The sequence below is a fragment of the Pseudomonas sp. Pseusp11 genome (assembly GCF_047304405.1).
Classification (GTDB): domain Bacteria; phylum Pseudomonadota; class Gammaproteobacteria; order Pseudomonadales; family Pseudomonadaceae; genus Aquipseudomonas.
The window spans coordinates 127,798-145,256 of sequence record NZ_JBGLZF010000009.1 but is presented as its reverse complement, the minus strand read 5'-3'; the positions used below and the strand labels follow the sequence as shown (position 1 = coordinate 145,256).

The following is a 17,459-nucleotide window of genomic DNA, read 5'->3' as shown; positions in this document are numbered from 1 at the left end:
GAATGGCGGATTAAAGCTGCTGCATCATTTTGCGCACGCCGGCCACATGGCGTCGGCTGACGATCAGGGCGTCGCCGTTCAGGCCTTTGAGAAACAGCTGGAAATGCCCCAGGGGGGTGCGTTGCAGCCGTTCAATGCGTTCGCGGGCGACCAGTGCGTTGCGGTGGATCCGCACGAAACGGTCGCCGAATTCGTCTTCGAGGGCCTTGAGTGGCTCATCCAGCAGCACTTCGCCACCTTCATGGCGCAAGGTCACGTACTTGTGGTCGGCAATAAAGTAGACCACCTGGCCCAACGGGATCAGTTCAATACCTTTACGGGTGCGGGCGCTGATATGGCTGCGTGGGCCGCTGCCGGTTTCGGCGGCGGGACGAGTCAAGGCGGCGAGCTGGATGCGATTGGGGCGTTCGGCTTTTTTCAATGCTTCATGTAACTGTTCTGTGCGCACTGGCTTCACCAGATAGCCCACGGCGCTAGCCTGTAGGGCTTCCACGGCAAATTCATCGGGCCCTGTGCAAAACACCACGGCGGGCGGGGTTTCGCGTTCGCACAATCGTGCCGCCACTTGCAGGCCATCGAGGCCCGGCATGCGAATATCGAGCAGTACGATATCCGGCTTGTGGCTGTCGATCAGTGCCAACGCCTCTTCGCCATTCGTGGCGCTGGGCTCCAGGACGTTGTATCCCTCGAGTTCGCCGACCATTCGGCTCAGGCGCTCGCGGGCCAGGGGTTCGTCATCAACGATCAGGACATTCATATTGCGCTGGATTCCTGCGTGAGTCTCGCACAAAGATAGCGTAGACAGGTGAAGTGACGTCCGTCACCGCGATCCACGCTAAGACTAGCGCGAGGGCCAAAAAGTGCCGCAAGACCGGCGGCTAAATTTTCATCTGCCGGGTGACTGACGGCCCAGGCCCGCGTTGGCGAGGCATCGCCATAGGGTTTGCTGATACACAATATGAACACCCCTCTTCTCTCTATAGTCAGCTGCAGCATCGAGAAGTGCGCTGATCCTACTGTCCAACTGTAGACGGTTGCCGCGACGATATTGCTCAAATGAGAAATATCGTTGCGCAATTTGCGCATCGCTGGCTTCGAGTATGGATCGCCCCATGAGAAAAAAACGTATCGACCAGTGTCAGCGACAGGATTGGCAACCCTGTTATTATCCGCGTCAGCGTTCCACGCCATCTTTCTTCAAGCCGATACGAGCGAATTCATGAGCACTGACAAGACCAATCAGTCCTGGGGCGGCCGCTTCAGTGAACCCGTCGACTCCTTCGTTGCCCGCTTCACCGCCTCCGTCACCTTCGACCAGCGCCTGTATCGCCACGACATCATGGGCTCGATCGCCCACGCCACGATGCTGGCCAAGGTCGGCGTGCTGACCGATGCCGAGCGCGACAGCATCATCGATGGCCTGAAGACCATCCAGGGTGAAATCGAGGCCGGCCAGTTCGACTGGCGCATCGACCTCGAAGACGTGCATATGAACATCGAGGCGCGCCTGACCGACCGCATCGGCGTGACCGGTAAAAAGCTGCACACCGGCCGTAGCCGCAACGACCAGGTCGCCACCGACATTCGTCTGTGGCTGCGTGACGAGATCGACCTGATCCTGGCCGAGATCACCCGCCTGCAAAAAGGCTTGCTGGAGCAGGCCGAGCGCGAAGCCGGCAGCATCATGCCAGGCTTCACCCACCTGCAAACCGCGCAGCCGGTGACTTTCGGGCACCACATGCTGGCCTGGTTCGAAATGCTCAGCCGCGACTACGAGCGCCTGGTGGACTGCCGCAAGCGTACCAACCGCATGCCGCTGGGCAGCGCTGCACTGGCTGGCACCACCTACCCGATCGACCGCGAGTACACCGCACAGTTGCTGGGCTTCGACGCTGTTGGCGGCAACTCCCTGGACAACGTGTCCGATCGCGACTTCGCCATCGAGTTCTGCTCGGCCGCGAGCATCGCGATGATGCACTTGTCGCGGTTCTCCGAAGAGCTCGTGCTATGGACCAGCGCGCAGTTCCAGTTCATCGATCTGCCGGACCGTTTCTGCACCGGTAGCTCGATCATGCCGCAAAAGAAAAACCCGGACGTGCCGGAGCTGGTTCGCGGCAAGACTGGCCGGGTATTTGGCGCGCTGATGGGCCTGCTGACCCTGATGAAAGGCCAGCCCCTGGCCTACAACAAGGACAACCAGGAAGACAAGGAACCGCTGTTCGACGCCGCCGACACCCTGCGCGACTCGCTGCGGGCCTTTGCCGACATGATCCCGGCGATCAAGCCCAAGCACGCGATGATGCGCGAAGCGGCCCTGCGCGGCTTCTCGACCGCCACCGACCTGGCCGACTACCTGGTACGCCGCGGCTTGCCGTTCCGTGATTGCCACGAGATCGTTGGCCACGCGGTGAAGTACGGCGTAGACAGCGGCAAGGACCTGGCGGAAATGAGCCTGGAAGAACTGCGCAAGTTCAGCGACCAGATCGAGCAGGACGTGTTTGCCGTGCTGACCCTGGAAGGTTCGGTGAATGCCCGTGACCATATCGGCGGAACCGCGCCGGCACAGGTCAAGGCTGCCGTGGCTCGCGGTCAGGCATTGCTCGCCAGCCGTTAAAAGCTTCGCGGGCAAGTCGGATCGCCGCACAGCTCGCGCCTAAAGGGGACCGTGCTCCCTCAGGCGCGAGACTTGCCCGCGAAGGCATTCTCAAGATCGTTACACAATCTATTTCTTCGACGCGATCATCGCCAGAAACGCGGGCATTGATGCGTCCTTGTCTGCCGCAATTCGCTGCACGTTCGGATTCTGCCCCAGACGCTCCAGCAGCGCCTTGGCCGCCGGCATCTCAGCCAACGGATCGATATCGAACAGCTTCTGCGCCACGGCACAAGCCATCGGCACGCTGTACAGGAAATACAAATCCGCAATGCTGAGACGGTCGCCCGCCACGTAAGGGGCGAACTTGCCGTGCCTGCCCAGTGAGGCGAACCCCAGCAGCAACTCGGCCTTGGTCTTGTCCTTGATCGCCTCCGGCACTGACATGCCGAAAAACGCTTCGGGGTAGCAGGCGCGCGCAGGCAGTTCGATGTACAACTCGATTTCCTTGGCCAAAGCCAGCGCCTGCGCTCGCTCGAAGGGTTCGCTCGGCAGCAGCGGTGTGCCTTTCTGGCTCTGCTCGAGGTACTCGAGAATCACGCTGGTTTCGTTGACGAAACCTTGCTCGACGCCCAGTACCGGAACCTTGCCGCGCGGGCTGATGGCCAGCGCCTCGGGGCTGGTGCCTGGGTAAAACGGCACTTCTTCAAACGACAGTCCCTTCTCCAGCAACGCCAGCTTGACCATGTTGTAATAGTTGCTGACGCAAAATCCATAAAGCTTGAGCATTACATAGCCTCCAGGCCGTGCAGGGGGTTGGCAGCGCCAGTTATAGAACGCCCAGGCACTTCTTGCCAGCAGCATCACAATGCTGAATGCAGGTAAACTGGCCGCCTTTCCTTGAGGAGCCTGCCATGAGCGAGCCAAACGACATCGACAACGACGAAGAAGAATTCGCCGAAACGACGCTGATCGAAGCAATCGAAAACCAGATCGAAAGCGACAACCCGCCAGCGGCCAAGGCAACCTTCAACAAGCTGACCCTGGTGGGTTACGAACGTGAAGAAATCCTCAACCTGATGGCCCATGTGCTGGCCTACGAGATCGACGCCATGCTCGATGAGGACCGTGCATTCGACACCGAATGGTATGAAACGGCGCTGCGCGCACTGCCAGAGTTGCCGCCGGAAAAGCAATAACCCCGCCCCCCCCTGTAGGAGCGCGCTCGCTCCTACAGAAACCACCCCCGCTGTCCGTACCACCCTCCGGGGAATGCCTCTCGGGGAGAAAAACCCTGTTGCCAGCACTGGACATGCCTCACCGACGGGTTCACCTTAGGGGCGCTATCGTCTAATTCCTAGAAAGTCTGGAGTCCTTATGTCGCTTACCCCTGAGTTGGTTGCCGAACTGGAAATCCTCGCACTCTTCAACCTGGACAGTTCCCAGGAAGGTTTGAAAATTCATCAGACCGCTGCCCCGAAAGCCATTGCCGCCGCACAAAGACTGTTCGACAAAGAATTGATCACCCAGCCCGATGGCGGTTACCTGACCAGCCTGGGGCGTGACGCCGCACAAAATGTGCAGACCGTTCTCACCATTCTGTCCGTGCGGGAAACAGCCTGAGCATCACTGCATAGCCCACGGAAAGCTCTGTCACGGGATTTCCGCGGGCACACTTGATGACTGGCCCTGTTACCTGCCGTCGCCAAACGATAGAAATCTGACGCCAGGAAAACAAAATCAGCTTAAAAGTCCCGGGGCCGAGGCGCTAAACTGCCCCTCACCCTGAGCCCTCCTACGTCCGAGCCCCGCGAGCCGGATTGAGCTGACATGACCCGCACCCATGAAATCCGCCCCGATCTGGACGAGGGAATCGATCGCAAGGTTCTCAGCCAGCTGCGCGCCCGTTTCCTGAAGCTCAACGAGGGTCGCATGGCCCGTGCCATGGAAGGGTTGTCGACCCGCCAGCAAACGGTGCTGACCCTGCTGCCGCTGTTTTTCCACGTCAATCATCCGCTGTTGCCGGGTTACGTTTCAGGTAGCACCCCGGCCGGGTTGTCGAATTACGAACCCGACACCAACACCCTCGCCGAAGCCCAACGCCTGACCCGCTCGTTTTCCTACAAACCGCGCCACGGCAGCAATCCGCCGCGCCCCATTCACGGCCTGTTCCTGATGGGCAGCCTCGGCACCCTGGCCCAGGCCGATCAGAGCGACATGGACGTGTGGGTCTGTCATGGGCCGGACCTGAGCGAAAGCGAGCTCGCTGAACTGCGCAAGAAATGCCAGTTGCTGGAAGTCTGGGCTGCCAGCCAGGGCGCCGAGGCGCATTTTTTCCTGATCGACCCGGCCCGCTTCGTGCTCGGCGAGCGCGATACGCAGTTGAGCTCGGAAGACTGTGGCACCACCCAGCACTATCTGCTGCTGGACGAGTTCTATCGAACCGCGATCTGGCTGGCCGGACGCACCCCCATCTGGTGGCTGGTGCCGGTCTACGAAGAGGCTGCGTACGACCGTTACACCCACACGTTGCTTTCCAAACGCTTCATCCGTGCCGACGAAACACTGGACCTGGGGCATCTGGCGCACATCCCGCCCGGGGAATTCATCGGTGCCGGGCTCTGGCAGTTGTTCAAAGGCATCGAATCGCCCTACAAATCAGTGCTAAAACTGCTGCTGACCGAGGTCTACGCCAGTGAACACCCGAAAGTCCACTGCCTGAGCCTGCGTTTCAAACAGGCGGTGTTTGCCAATCGACTGGACCTCGATGAACTGGACCCGTACATGGTGGTTTACCGGCGCATCGAGGAATACCTCACGGCTCGGGGCGAACCGGAGCGGCTCGAACTGGTACGCCGTGCGCTGTACCTGAAGGTCAATCGCAAGCTCACCGGCAGCAGCGGTCGAACCCAGAGCTGGCAGCGTTCGCTGCTCGAACGTCTGGCCCACGAATGGCATTGGGATCAGCGTCAGTTGGCGTTGCTCGACAGCCGCAGCCAGTGGAAAGTCCGCCAGGTCAGCGCCGAGCGCCGTGCCTTGGTCGGCGAACTGAATTACAGCTACCGCTTCCTGACACAGTTTGCCCGTAACGAGCAGACCGTCAGCCTGATCAACAAGCGCGACCTCAATGTGCTGGGCCGGCGGTTGTACGCGGCCTTCGAGCGCAAGGCCGACAAGGTCGAATGCATCAACCCGGGCATCGCCCCCGATCTGGCCGAAGACACCCTGACGCTGGTGCAGGCCCCGAACAAGAGAGAGCCGGGGCAAACCCAATGGGGTTTGTACAACGGCAGCCTGACCGCTCATGAGTGGGAGCATTTCGCGCCGATCAAGCGCAGCCGCCAGTTACTCGAACTGCTCACCTGGTGTCACCGTAACGGCGTGATCGACAGCAGCACCCGCCTGGCCCTGCACCCCGGCACCAGCGACTTGAGCGAGTTCGAACTGTTCAACCTGCTCGGCAGCCTGCAGCAAAGCATTGCCCTGCCCCTGACCACCGTCGCCGAAGAGCCTTTGCTGCGCGCCAGCGTGCCGAGCGAAATACTGATTCTGGTGAACGTCGGCGTCGATCCGCTCAAGCACCATCGCGACATGAACATCCTGATGACCACCGAGCGCACCGATTCCCTGAGCTACGCCGGCGTGCGGGAAAATCTGGTGCTGACCCTGGATCAGGTCACGCTAAACAGCTGGAACGAGGTGCTGGTCAGCCGCTTTGACGGCCCCCATGCCCTGCTCGACTGCCTGCGCGATTACCTCAACAACCTGCCGGACGGGCCACAGCAGCCCAAGCTGCGGGTACGTTGCTTCTGCCACAACCGCGCGCAATTCATAGCCCGACGAGTCGAAGAAGTTCTCGATACCGCGCAAAACCTGCTGCTGAGCAAACTCAATCATCGCTACCTGATTCAGGTCCAGCAGCATTACCACGTGCTGGAGCTGGTGCCCGGCCAGGTCAATCACGTTGCCCTCGCCACGCTGCCGGCGCTGTTTGACTACCTTGGCGAAGAGCTGGCGAGCTACAGCCCGCTGCATCTGGACCCGATGGCACTGGAAGACCACGATCTGGCGCTGATCCTGCCCATGGGGCAACCCGACTGCGTTCAGGTGTTCTACCGGATCAACGAACACCAGGCCGATCTGTACGTACTGGATGAATTCAATGCCTTGTGGCAACAACGCTTGCCCTATCACGACGAACAAAGCCTGCTGGTGCCGCTGCAACGTTTCCTGCAATCGATCCAGTACCGGCGCGACGCCTTGCTACCGATGGACGCCGCCCAGCCGCTGAGCCTGGAGACTTTGTATTACCAGTTATTGCCTTCAGGCACCGCGCGGGCGCGTCGGGTCGAAGCCCGACCGGCGCCGAAAACCCCAGTCAACAAACCGTTCTATGACGTGCAGGCGATCGTCGGCAAAGCCGCACCGGGACAGGTGCAAGTCACGTTGTATTGCAATCAGCGGGAATTTTCAGAGCTGGAACACGGCGACCAGCTGTTCAGCGTGGTCGCCCGGGAAATCGTCGAACAGCGCCGCGAGACCGAACGCTATCGCTGCTACATCACCGACCTGGACCTGTCGAGCCTGCTTGGTGATGGTCAGAGCTCAAGCAATTTGTATTTGCGCTACAAGGCCGACCTGGAGCGCGCATTGAACGAGGCGCTCGAGCAGGTCTGAGGGGTTCATTCCGGGAAAGCGCCGCCGTTTGCAGGCTGCGATTCAACTTCCAGCAGGGTCAGTTTGAGGGTCTTGCCACCCGGTGCCGGCCAGTCGATGTGCTGGCCAACCTTCAGGCCGAGCAACGCACTGCCCACCGGCGCCAGAATGGAAATTTTGCCTTCGTCGGCGTTGGCATCCTTGGGATAGACCAGGGTCAAGTGATAGTCCTTGCCACTGCTTTCTTCGCGGCAATGCACTTTAGAATTCATGGTCACGACATCGGCCGGCACCTCTTCGTGACCGACCAGGGTATCGGCGCGATCCAGTTCGGTTTGCAGCGCGATAACGCCCGGCAGCGAGTCATCCAGGCTGTCGATCAGGCGCTCCAGACGTTGCACGTCCAGACGGGTAAGGGTGATGGAAGGTGCGGTCATGATCAGGGCAGACTCCTTTCTTCTGCACGAAAAAAGCAAAACCCCGCCAGAAAAAGGCGGGGTTTTCACGAGCCTCGATGGGTTGAGGCGTATCTGGACACTATCACAGCTCAATAAATAAACAAGCCGGGGGCGACCACGGCCCAGCGCTGACCATTGTGGCGAGGGAGCGATGTGGCGAGGGGGCTTGCCCCCGTTGGGTCGCGAAGCGGCCCCAAAAAGCTTACGACTGCTGCGCAGCCGAGCGGGAGCAAGCTCCCTCGCCACAAAAGCCCTTAAGCCAAGATTTTGCGTTGTACAGCCTGCGCACAAATTACCCGCCGCCGCTCATCATCGGCCGAGCGCCATTCGCGGATATCTTCGACATGCCGAAAACACCCCAGGCAAACCTTCTGCTCATCCAGCCGGCACACACCGCTGCACGGCGAAGGCACTGCCGGGCTGACGTTGCTATAGAGCGGTTTGGGCGGGCGAACGGGCGCAGGCTGGGTCACGACCTCACAGACCTTCGAAATCGAGTTCGACGTCGGCTTGCTGCTTAACGATGCGCTCGAGCATCTCACCCAGTTGCTCGTCGCTCTTGTCACACATCCAGCGCTTGCTCTCTTCGTCGTAGTCGAAGTGGAAGCCACCTGACACCGCCGCCAACCACAATTGCCGCAACGGCTCCTGGCGACTGAAGATCAACTGGCTGCCGTTTTCAAACTTGACGGTGAGCACACCGGCCGAGCTCTCTAGATCGATATCCAGGTCACTCTCATCGAAAATATCCTCCAGCGTCTGCTGGGTGGCATCGACCAGGTCGTGAAAACGGGCTTCAGTCAAACTCATTACGGGAACCTCAAAAAGTGTCTACTCACGCTCAAGCGCCGCAAGATACGGGCGAGCCCCGATGATTGCAAAGAATAACCACCAAGGACGAGGTGCGGTACGAAATATCCCTGCGCAACGCAGGACTAGTTACTACGCCACAGTCAAAGGCCCGCCGGACGGGAGCCGCGTCACATAGGCAAGCTGCCGGGTGGCCGGTATACTCCGGCGCAATTAACGCATTTTCAAGGATTTCGCCATGAAGCGCCTGATCTCTTCCCTTGCTGCGCTCGTCGCGGTTGCCTGCCTGGTATCGGCCTGTGGTCAAAAAGGCCCGCTGTACCTGCCCGATGACAGCCAGGATCCTGCAGAGCAGGCCAAGTCGTCGCAACAGTCTCCGTCGAAAGCACACAAACACGACGTCTACCAATAAGGGAACGCCATGGACGCTTTTAACTACCGTGACGGTGAGCTGTTCGCGGAAGGTGTTGCCCTGTCCGCCATCGCCGAACGCTTTGGTACACCGACCTACGTCTACTCCCGTGCCCACATCGAAGCCCAGTACCTGGCTTACGCCGATGCGCTGGCCGGCACGTCGCACCTGGTCTGCTTTGCGGTCAAGGCCAACTCCAACCTGGGTGTACTGAATGTCCTGGCCCGTTTGGGTGCCGGGTTCGACATCGTTTCCCGTGGCGAGCTGGAGCGTGTACTGGCCGCTGGCGGCAGCCCCGAAAAGATCGTGTTCTCCGGTGTCGGCAAGACCCGTGACGACATGCGTCGCGCCCTGGAAGTCGGCGTGCACTGCTTCAACGTCGAATCCACCGACGAGCTCGAGCGTCTGCAAGTAGTCGCCGCCGAGCTGGGCGTTCGCGCGCCGATCTCGCTGCGCGTCAACCCGGACGTCGATGCCGGCACGCACCCGTACATTTCCACCGGTCTCAAAGAAAACAAGTTCGGCATCGCCATCGCCGACGCCGAAGACGTGTACGTCCGCGCCGCGCAACTGCCTAACCTGGAAGTGGTTGGCGTCGATTGCCACATCGGCTCGCAACTGACCACCCTGCCACCCTTCATCGATGCCCTCGACCGCCTGCTGGGCCTGGTCGACCGCCTCGGCGATTGCGGCATCTACCTGCGCCACATCGATCTGGGTGGCGGTCTCGGCGTGCGTTATCGCGATGAAGAGCCGCCATTGGCCGCCGACTACATCAAGGCCGTGCGCGAACGTCTCGACGGTCGTGACCTGGCGCTGGTGTTCGAGCCGGGCCGCTTCATCGTCGCCAACGCTGGCGTGCTGCTGACTCAGGTCGAGTACCTCAAGCACACCGAACACAAAGACTTCGCCATCGTCGATGCGGCCATGAACGACCTGATCCGCCCGGCGCTGTACCAGGCCTGGATGGACGTTACCGCCGTGCGCCCTCGCGATACCGCGGCGCGTGCCTACGACATCGTCGGCCCGATCTGCGAAACCGGCGACTTCCTGGCCAAGGATCGTCAACTGGCGCTGGAAGAAGGCGACCTGCTGGCCGTGCATTCGGCCGGTGCCTACGGGTTTGTCATGAGTTCCAACTACAACACTCGCGGCCGCGCCGCTGAAGTGTTGGTGGACGGTGATCAGGCAATCGAAGTGCGTCGCCGCGAGACGGTAGCCGAGTTGTTTGCTGGCGAAAGCCTGCTGCCGGAGTAACCCCATGCTGCTGCGTTTTACCAAGATGCACGGCCTGGGCAATGACTTCATGGTTCTCGACCTGGTCAGCCAGCACGCGCACATTCTGCCCAAGCATGCCAAGCAATGGGGCGACCGGCACACCGGCATCGGGTTCGACCAGTTGCTGATCGTCGAGGCGCCCAGCAACCCGGACGTGGATTTCCGCTATCGGATCTTCAACGCCGACGGCTCCGAAGTGGAACAGTGCGGTAACGGTGCACGCTGCTTCGCCCGCTTCGTGCTCGACAAGCGCCTGACCGCCAAGCGGCAGATTCGCGTCGAGACCAAAAGCGGCATCATCGAACTGGACATCCGCAACGATGGCCAGATCAGCGTCAACATGGGCGCCCCGCGCCTGGTGCCGGCCGAGATTCCGTTCGAAGCCCCGAGCCAGGCCGTGAGCTATCAGGTCGACGTCGATGGCGCCCCGGTTGAACTGGCCGCAGTGTCCATGGGCAACCCCCATGCCGTATTGCGGGTCAGCGATATCAACAATGCACCGGTGCATGAACTGGGGCCGAAAATCGAACATCACCCGCGCTTCCCGGCGCGGGTCAATGTCGGTTTTCTCCAGGTCATCGACCGGAACCGCGCGCAGTTGCGCGTCTGGGAACGCGGGACCGGGGAAACCCAGGCCTGCGGAACCGGCGCCTGTGCCGCCGCAGTGGCCGCGATCAGCCAGGGGTGGATGGATTCGCCACTATTGATCGACCTGCCCGGCGGGCGTCTGTCCATTGAATGGGCAGGCCCTGGCCAACCGGTCATGATGACCGGCCCGGCAGTACGCGTATACGAAGGACAAGTGCGTCTTTGAGTGAGCGAAATCCATGACCGACAAGCCCCAGGTTCCCGCCCTACAGCCCGACGAATCCCCTTCCGAAAGCCTTGAGGCGGCGGCGATTGCCGCGTACCTGGAGGCTCATCCGGATTTCTTCATCGAGCATGAAGAACTGCTCCCGGCCCTGCGCATTCCGCACCAGCGCGGCGACACCATTTCGCTGGTCGAACGCCAGATGACAATTCTGCGCGATCGCAACATCGAGTTGCGTCATCGTCTCTCGCACTTGATGGACGTGGCCCGCGACAACGATCGCCTGTTCGACAAGACCCGCCGTCTGATTCTCACGCTGATGGACGCGACCAGCCTGGAAGACGTGGTGATCGGCGTCGAAGACAGCCTGCGCCAGGATTTCCAGGTGCCCTTCGTCAGCCTGATCCTGCTGGGCGACAACCCGATGCCGGTAGGCCGCTGGGTCACCCACGCCGACGCACAAACGGCCATCGGCGGCCTGCTCTCGGAAGACAAGAGCGTCTGCGGCAGCCTGCGCGAGCATGAACTGGACTTCCTGTTCGGCGAAGAACAGCGCAAGCAGATCGGCTCCACCGCCGTTGTCGCCATCAGCCACCAAGGCATCCACGGTGTTCTGGCCATCGCCAGCCGCGATCCGCAGCACTACAAGAGTTCGGTGGGCACGTTGTTCCTCAGCTACATCGCCGAAGTCATGGGCCGCGTGCTGCCACGGGTCAACAATTCCCTGCGCTCGGTACGCTGATCGTGGAACGGCAACTGGACGCTTACTGCGAACACCTGCGCAGTGAGCGGCAAGTGTCGCCGCATACGCTGTACGCCTACCGCCGCGACCTCGACAAAGTGCTTGGCTGGTGCGTCAAACAGAACATCGGCAGTTGGGCCGCGCTGGACATCCAGCGGCTGCGCAGCCTGATCGCTCGCTTGCATGCACAAGGCCAATCGTCCCGCAGCCTGGCGCGGCTACTGTCGGCGGTGCGCGGGCTCTATCATTATCTGAACCGCGAAGGCCTGTGCGACCACGACCCGGCCAATGGCCTGGCACCGCCCAAAGGCGAGCGTCGTCTGCCGAAAACCCTCGACACCGACCGTGCGTTGCAACTGCTGGAAGGCGCGGTAGAGGATGATTTTCTGGCGCGTCGGGATCAGGCGATTCTGGAACTGTTCTATTCCTCCGGCTTGCGCCTTTCCGAACTGACCGGGCTCAACCTCGATCAGCTGGACCTGGCTGACGGCATGGTTCAGGTCCTCGGTAAAGGCAGCAAGACCCGACTGTTGCCGGTCGGCAAAAAGGCTCGCGAAGCATTGGAACTATGGTTGCCGTTACGAGCCATGACCAACCCGGCGGATGACGCGGTGTTTGTCAGTCAGCAAGGCCGGCGCCTTGGCCCCCGGGCGATTCAGGTGCGGGTCAAGGCCGCCGGCGAGCGCGAACTGGGGCAGAACCTGCACCCGCACATGTTGCGACACTCTTTCGCCAGCCATTTGCTGGAGTCCTCTCAGGACTTGCGCGCCGTGCAGGAACTGCTCGGCCACTCGGATATCAAGACCACCCAGATCTACACCCATCTGGACTTCCAGCACCTGGCGACGGTCTACGACAGCGCCCATCCACGGGCCAAACGCATTAAAGGCGATGATTCATGACCATCCAACTGATCACCTTCGACCTCGACGACACCCTGTGGGACACCGCCCCGGTAATCGCCACCGCCGAAGCCATATTGCGTGAATGGCTGACCGAGCATGCGCCGAACCTGGGCGCGGTGCCGGTGGAGCATTTGTGGTCGATTCGCGAGCGGGTGTTGAGCAACGAGCCGAACCTCAAGCACCGAATCAGTGCGCTGCGTCGGCGAGTGCTTTTTCATGCTCTGGAAGAGGCTGGTTACGACCATGGTCAAGCCTCAGACCTGGCTGATCAAAGTTTTGAAGTGTTTCTGCATGCCCGGCATCAATTGGAAGTTTTCCCCGAAGTCGAGCCGACGCTGGAGACACTCGCCAAGCACTACGCCCTCGGTGTAGTGACCAACGGCAACGCCGATGTGCACCGACTGGGCCTGGCGGATTACTTCAGGTTTGCCCTGTGCGCCGAAGACATCGGCATCGCCAAACCGGATGCGCGACTGTTTCATGAAGCGTTGCAACGGGGCGGCGCGACCGCCGAAACCGCGGTGCATATCGGCGATCATCCTGGTGATGACATTGCCGGAGCACAGCAGGCGGGGTTGCGAGCGATCTGGTTTAACCCGGCGGGCAAAGTGTGGGAAGCCGAGAGGGCACCGGATGCCGAGATTCGCAGTTTGACCGAGTTGCCGGGGTTGTTGGCGCGCTGGAACTCAGCCGATATTTGAGGTGCTGCGATCTTTTGATTTTCACCCATGAAAAAGCCCGCAGCGACGGCGGGCTTTTTCAGCAAGCAGGAAGCAGGCGCTTAGATAGGCCGGCTGCCGTACTTGTTATCAGGCTTCTTGGGAGGATCGGCGACCACATTGGCCTCCACTTCCTGCACCTTGCCGCCCCGTGCCAGAAACTCTTCCATGGCCTTGGCCAGGGCATCGCGTTCCTTGTTCTTGGCTTCAACGCTCGGCAGCTCATCGACCGATACCGCTGCCTTGGCTTTGCCTTTGGCAGTCGGAACGGGCACATCACCGCCGTCGTCTTCAGCGACGTCTTCAGCCGCCGCTTCCAGGCCTTCTTCGGTTTCGTCGTCGCCTACTTCGAGGTCGTCGTTTTCCAGATCATCGTCGCTCATGTTCTACCTCATGACTTGCGAAAAGCAGATTAGTTATAGCCCAGCTTTGCCTCCTGTCGAAGGCTGCCGGAAAAAATTCAACCACCGCTGGTGACCAGCGGTTTATGCCCCGTCACCGTGCACGGTGGCGAGGACTTTACGAGCACCGCCATGATCACGGTGCTCGCCCAGATAAACGCCTTGCCAGGTTCCCAACGCCAGTCGGCCTGCCGAGATTGGCAAACTGAGCTGACAGCCAAGTACGCTGGCCTTGAAGTGCGCCGGGAGGTCGTCCTGGCCTTCGTCGTTATGCTCATAGTCGTCCGTTCCTTGTGGGATCAGACGATTGAAAAATCGTTCGAAGTCGCGACGTACCGCCGGATCGGCGTTCTCGTTGATGGTCAACGACGCCGAGGTATGCTGTAGCCACAAATGCAACAGACCGACCCGACACGCCTTGAGTTCAGGCAAGCCGGCGAGTAACTCGTCCGTTACCAGATGAAAGCCCCGGGGCCGTGCCCGCAGGGTAATCAGAGTCTGTTGCCACATACAGTTCTCCGCACGTTCGGGGCGCATTCTAGCGCGCTCTGGGAAAAAACAAAGGCCCTAATATTCCTTCAATCGTGTAAGCCATTGGCCGCAGAAAAACACCCGTTGTAAACGCCCCTGAACGTGTATGAAAAAACCTTTCAGCCTTTCCTTCACTGACAAACTCAAGACAAAAAAATACCCGGCAAGCCGGGCATTTTTTTATAGGCGTGCTTACAAGTTGTAGCCGCGTTCGTTGTGCAGCGCCAGATCGATGCCGACTGCCTCTTCTTCCTCGGTGATACGCAGACCCATGACAGCGTCCAGCACCTTGAGGATGATGAAGGTGACGATCGCGGTGTAGATCACCGTGAAGCCCACGCCTTTGCACTGAATCCAGACTTGAGCCGCAATGTCGGTGACGGTGCCGAAGCCACCCAGGGACGGTGCCGCGAACACACCCGTCAGGATGGCGCCGAGGATACCGCCGATACCGTGCACGCCAAAAGCGTCGAGGGAGTCGTCGTAACCCATTTTGCGTTTCAGAGTCGTGGCGCAGAAGAAGCACACCACGCCTGCTGCCAGACCGATGATCATCGAGCCCATCGGGCCAACGGTACCCGCCGCCGGAGTGATCGCAACCAGACCGGCAACCACGCCCGAAGCGATACCCAATGCGCTAGGTTTGCCGTGGGTCAGCCACTCGGCAAACATCCAGCCCAAGGCTGCGGCGGCGGTAGCGATCTGAGTCACCAGCATGGCCATACCGGCAGTGCCGTTGGCTGCGGCAGCGGAACCGGCGTTGAAACCGAACCAGCCGACCCACAACATCGCTGCACCCATCAAGGTGTAACCGAGGTTGTGTGGCGCCATTGGAGTGGTTGGGAAGCCTTTACGCTTGCCCAGTACCAGGCAGGCAATCAGCCCGGCCACACCGGCGTTGATGTGCACCACGGTGCCGCCCGCGAAGTCGAGCACGCCCCAGTCGCCCAACAGCGAACCCGGACCGCTCCAGACCATGTGCGCAATCGGCGCGTAAACCAGGGTGAACCAGATCCCCATGAACACCAGCATTGCGGAAAATTTCATCCGCTCGGCGAAAGCACCAACGATCAGCGCCGGGGTGATGATGGCGAAAGTCATCTGATAGGTGACAAACACCGACTCGGGAAACAGCGCCGCAGGGCCGGTAATACTGGCAGGCGTGATGCCGGCGAGGAACGCCTTGGCGAAGCTGCCGACAAACGAATTGAGGTTGACGACGTTGGCTTCCATACCAGTTGTGTCAAACGCCATGCTGTAGCCGTAAAGGAACCACAGGATGGTGACCAGGCCGGTAATGGCGAAGCATTGCATCATCAACGAAAGAACGTTTTTGGAACGAACCATACCGCCGTAGAACAGCGCGAGACCTGGAATGGTCATGAACAACACGAGGGCAGTAGAGGTCAACATCCAGGCGGTATCACCGGAGTTGAGGACTGGAGGAGCCACCGGATCTGCCGCCATGGCCAGGCCAGGCATTACGATGGACAACAGGGCTCCTAGCCCTGCGAATTTACGCAGAGTCATATTGTTTTCTCCTGGGGCGTTGGGTTTGTGGCGGCTTAGATTGCGTCGGTATCGGTTTCGCCGGTACGGATGCGAATCGCCTGTTCCAGATTGACCACGAAGATCTTGCCGTCACCGATCTTGCCGGTGTTGGCGGCCTTGGTTATCGCCTCGATAACCCGGTCCAGATCCTTGTCGTCAATGGCGACATCGATCTTCACCTTAGGCAGAAAATCGACCACGTATTCCGCGCCGCGATACAGCTCGGTGTGACCCTTCTGCCGACCGAAGCCTTTGACCTCAGTAACGGTAATGCCCTGCACGCCGATCTCGGACAGCGACTCGCGCACGTCGTCCAGTTTGAACGGCTTGATGATGGCAGTGACTAGCTTCATGAAAACTCTCTCCCGAATTGGTGGACTTGCCCCAGGAAAACAAACCCGACTCAAGTCTAAGCGCAGTGCCTGGCTTTGTAACGCATCGTCGGCCTTACCTGCCCATCCGACGCCAGCTAACCACTCCGCACGAAACTTCCCCCGTTCCGCTTGGCGCACTGCATTCGTCACAGCGACTGCATCAGTGCATGGGTCACCAGCGACTAAGCAGAAAGCTTGCCATCTATCCAAAACCCATTGATTTCAAGCCCTTGGCCGCTGCCACAGGCCCGTCCAGTCGATTGACGCAACGGTTACGCACAACAACAGTGCGCGACCGCCCACTCGTATGCGCGAAAAGCGTGCATCCCAGCCGCCGAGATTGACTATAGACACTGCGTGATACACTGCCCGCCATTGTTGACAGGACATTTCCCATGCTCGCGCCAAAAGACTTCCTCGACGCCCTGAGCGGCACCGCCTCCCGCCTCTTCAGCGGCGACACCCCACTGCCGAAAAGCGAAATCGAAAGCCAGTTCAAGGCCCTGCTGCAAAGCGGCTTCAGCAAACTGGATCTGGTAAGCCGTGAAGAATTCGACAGCCAGATGGTCGTGCTCGCACGGACCCGGGCACGGTTGGAGAGCCTTGAGGCGAAAGTGGCGGAGCTGGAAGCGAAGCTCAATCCACCCACCGAATAACCCCGCCGGTTCCCTTGGCAATGGGATCTACTGTGGGGGCGAGCCTGCTCGCGATTAGAGTCACCACGGCGTTCCAGCCGCCCCGCGCTGGAACAACCACCCCGTAGGAGCTGCCGAAGGCTGCGATCTTTTGATCTTAAGCCCCGCAAACATCCCGGCAACTTCCTCCGCCGCCGTCCGCTCAATGCCTCTTGGTGGAAGCGTGCTTCGCGGGTGATGCAAGCACCCGAAGCTCAACCACGCTCGATTTCGGCCCTGCGCTGATCGTAGGTCGATTGCAGGTTTAGCCAGAGTTCGGGCGTGGTGTTCAGGTAAATGGAAAGCCTCTCGGCAAGATCAGGGCCTACATCGCTCTCCTGCATCACAAGGGCACTCACCTCATCTCCAACCTCATTCAACGAGCTAGCCAAACCAGCCGCCGTAATGCCCATTGGCTCAAGAAACTCCTTTTCAAGGATTTCGCCAGGATGAATCGGCCGCATTCCAGAATTGCTCATCTCCCCTCCTGAGGGCTTGATCAACTGTGATCATAAGCAGCTATCTCGACCCGACAAGGGAGTCC

21 protein-coding genes are annotated in these 17,459 nt (G+C 60.2%); 11 read left to right on the top strand and 10 right to left on the bottom strand.

Features of this window, described 5'->3' with window-relative positions; translation table 11 throughout:
• Positions 1-10 precede the first annotated feature (10 nt).
• Positions 11-757 carry a LytR/AlgR family response regulator transcription factor gene (locus ACCC96_RS10115; protein WP_086944358.1) on the bottom strand — a complete coding sequence of 249 codons (747 nt, stop codon included), beginning with the start codon at positions 755-757 and terminating at the stop codon, positions 11-13.
• Positions 758-1,219: 462 nt separating this feature from the next.
• Here ACCC96_RS10115 and argH point away from each other — a divergent pair, with 462 nt between their 5' ends.
• Complete coding sequence (gene argH / locus ACCC96_RS10110; RefSeq protein WP_413695718.1) at positions 1,220-2,614, top strand: argininosuccinate lyase; 1,395 nt, start codon at positions 1,220-1,222, stop codon at positions 2,612-2,614.
• A 108-nt stretch (positions 2,615-2,722) separates the two neighbouring features.
• On the opposite strand, the gene ACCC96_RS10105 is transcribed toward argH, so the two are convergent.
• Positions 2,723-3,382, bottom strand: coding sequence for a glutathione S-transferase family protein (locus ACCC96_RS10105; RefSeq protein WP_019580503.1), 660 nt, complete (start codon positions 3,380-3,382; stop codon positions 2,723-2,725).
• 125 nt (positions 3,383-3,507) lie between these two features.
• Between ACCC96_RS10105 and ACCC96_RS10100 the strand changes: the two genes are divergently transcribed.
• The 3 genes from ACCC96_RS10100 (at position 3,508) to ACCC96_RS10090 (ending at position 7,270) form a co-directional block, all read left to right on the top strand.
• Positions 3,508-3,792: a hypothetical protein gene (locus ACCC96_RS10100; RefSeq protein ID WP_018927538.1), complete on the top strand. Its 285-nt coding sequence runs from the start codon at positions 3,508-3,510 to the stop codon at positions 3,790-3,792.
• A 178-nt stretch (positions 3,793-3,970) separates the two neighbouring features.
• Complete coding sequence (locus ACCC96_RS10095; protein ID WP_007894898.1) at positions 3,971-4,216, top strand: TIGR02647 family protein; 246 nt, start codon at positions 3,971-3,973, stop codon at positions 4,214-4,216.
• A gap of 207 nt (positions 4,217-4,423) precedes the next feature.
• Entirely contained in the window at positions 4,424-7,270 is a 2,847-nt protein-coding gene (locus ACCC96_RS10090; protein ID WP_413695717.1) for a class I adenylate cyclase, read from the top strand.
• Positions 7,271-7,275: 5 nt separating this feature from the next.
• Here ACCC96_RS10090 and rnk read toward each other — a convergent pair whose 3' ends face one another.
• The 3 genes from rnk to cyaY all read right to left on the bottom strand — a co-directional run bounded on the left by rnk (position 7,276) and on the right by cyaY (position 8,517).
• Positions 7,276-7,686 (bottom strand): nucleoside diphosphate kinase regulator, encoded by a 411-nt coding sequence (rnk, locus tag ACCC96_RS10085; RefSeq protein WP_413695716.1) that lies wholly within the window; start codon positions 7,684-7,686, stop codon positions 7,276-7,278.
• 275 nt (positions 7,687-7,961) lie between these two features.
• Entirely contained in the window at positions 7,962-8,180 is a 219-nt protein-coding gene (locus ACCC96_RS10080; protein ID WP_081625749.1) for a DUF1289 domain-containing protein, read from the bottom strand.
• Positions 8,181-8,184: 4 nt separating this feature from the next.
• Positions 8,185-8,517 carry an iron donor protein CyaY gene (cyaY, locus tag ACCC96_RS10075; RefSeq protein ID WP_018927535.1) on the bottom strand — a complete coding sequence of 111 codons (333 nt, stop codon included), beginning with the start codon at positions 8,515-8,517 and terminating at the stop codon, positions 8,185-8,187.
• A 238-nt stretch (positions 8,518-8,755) separates the two neighbouring features.
• Here cyaY and lptM point away from each other — a divergent pair, with 238 nt between their 5' ends.
• Genes lptM through ACCC96_RS10045 form a run of 6 tightly spaced genes read left to right on the top strand, consistent with a single transcriptional unit; the run spans position 8,756 to position 13,366 of the window.
• A complete protein-coding gene (lptM, locus tag ACCC96_RS10070; protein WP_007941283.1) occupies positions 8,756-8,929 on the top strand; it encodes an LPS translocon maturation chaperone LptM in 174 nt (57 codons plus the stop codon).
• 9 nt (positions 8,930-8,938) lie between these two features.
• A complete protein-coding gene (lysA, locus tag ACCC96_RS10065; RefSeq protein WP_018927534.1) occupies positions 8,939-10,186 on the top strand; it encodes a diaminopimelate decarboxylase in 1,248 nt (415 codons plus the stop codon).
• Positions 10,187-10,190: 4 nt separating this feature from the next.
• Complete coding sequence (gene dapF, locus ACCC96_RS10060; RefSeq protein WP_258671602.1) at positions 10,191-11,021, top strand: diaminopimelate epimerase; 831 nt, start codon at positions 10,191-10,193, stop codon at positions 11,019-11,021.
• 13 nt (positions 11,022-11,034) lie between these two features.
• Complete coding sequence (locus ACCC96_RS10055; protein WP_007941280.1) at positions 11,035-11,760, top strand: DUF484 family protein; 726 nt, start codon at positions 11,035-11,037, stop codon at positions 11,758-11,760.
• 2 nt (positions 11,761-11,762) lie between these two features.
• A complete protein-coding gene (xerC, locus tag ACCC96_RS10050; RefSeq protein WP_018927532.1) occupies positions 11,763-12,662 on the top strand; it encodes a tyrosine recombinase XerC in 900 nt (299 codons plus the stop codon).
• Positions 12,659-13,366 carry an HAD family hydrolase gene (locus ACCC96_RS10045; protein ID WP_413695715.1) on the top strand — a complete coding sequence of 236 codons (708 nt, stop codon included), beginning with the start codon at positions 12,659-12,661 and terminating at the stop codon, positions 13,364-13,366. The genes xerC and ACCC96_RS10045 overlap by 4 nt, the downstream gene beginning before the upstream one ends.
• 80 nt (positions 13,367-13,446) lie before the next feature.
• On the opposite strand, the gene sutA is transcribed toward ACCC96_RS10045, so the two are convergent.
• From sutA to glnK, 4 genes are all read right to left on the bottom strand, one after another.
• Positions 13,447-13,767, bottom strand: coding sequence for a transcriptional regulator SutA (gene sutA / locus ACCC96_RS10040; protein WP_305447390.1), 321 nt, complete (start codon positions 13,765-13,767; stop codon positions 13,447-13,449).
• A gap of 102 nt (positions 13,768-13,869) precedes the next feature.
• A complete protein-coding gene (locus ACCC96_RS10035) occupies positions 13,870-14,295 on the bottom strand; it encodes a secondary thiamine-phosphate synthase enzyme YjbQ (protein ID WP_413695714.1) in 426 nt (141 codons plus the stop codon).
• Positions 14,296-14,508: 213 nt separating this feature from the next.
• Positions 14,509-15,846 carry an ammonium transporter gene (locus ACCC96_RS10030; RefSeq protein ID WP_413695713.1) on the bottom strand — a complete coding sequence of 446 codons (1,338 nt, stop codon included), beginning with the start codon at positions 15,844-15,846 and terminating at the stop codon, positions 14,509-14,511.
• Positions 15,847-15,881: 35 nt separating this feature from the next.
• Positions 15,882-16,220, bottom strand: a complete 339-nt coding sequence (gene glnK / locus ACCC96_RS10025; protein WP_002555808.1) for a P-II family nitrogen regulator — start codon at positions 16,218-16,220, stop codon at positions 15,882-15,884.
• A gap of 416 nt (positions 16,221-16,636) precedes the next feature.
• On the opposite strand from glnK, the gene ACCC96_RS10020 reads away from it, so the two are divergent.
• On the top strand, positions 16,637-16,897 hold the full coding sequence (locus ACCC96_RS10020; RefSeq protein ID WP_008007559.1) for an accessory factor UbiK family protein: 261 nt from the start codon (positions 16,637-16,639) through the stop codon (positions 16,895-16,897).
• A 233-nt stretch (positions 16,898-17,130) separates the two neighbouring features.
• Here the strand turns inward: ACCC96_RS10020 and ACCC96_RS10015 are convergent, their stop codons facing one another.
• The gene (locus ACCC96_RS10015; RefSeq protein WP_018927527.1) at positions 17,131-17,394 is read right to left on the bottom strand and encodes a HigA family addiction module antitoxin; all 264 of its coding nucleotides are present in this window, start codon (positions 17,392-17,394) and stop codon (positions 17,131-17,133) included.
• Between the last annotated feature and the right edge of the window lie 65 nt (positions 17,395-17,459).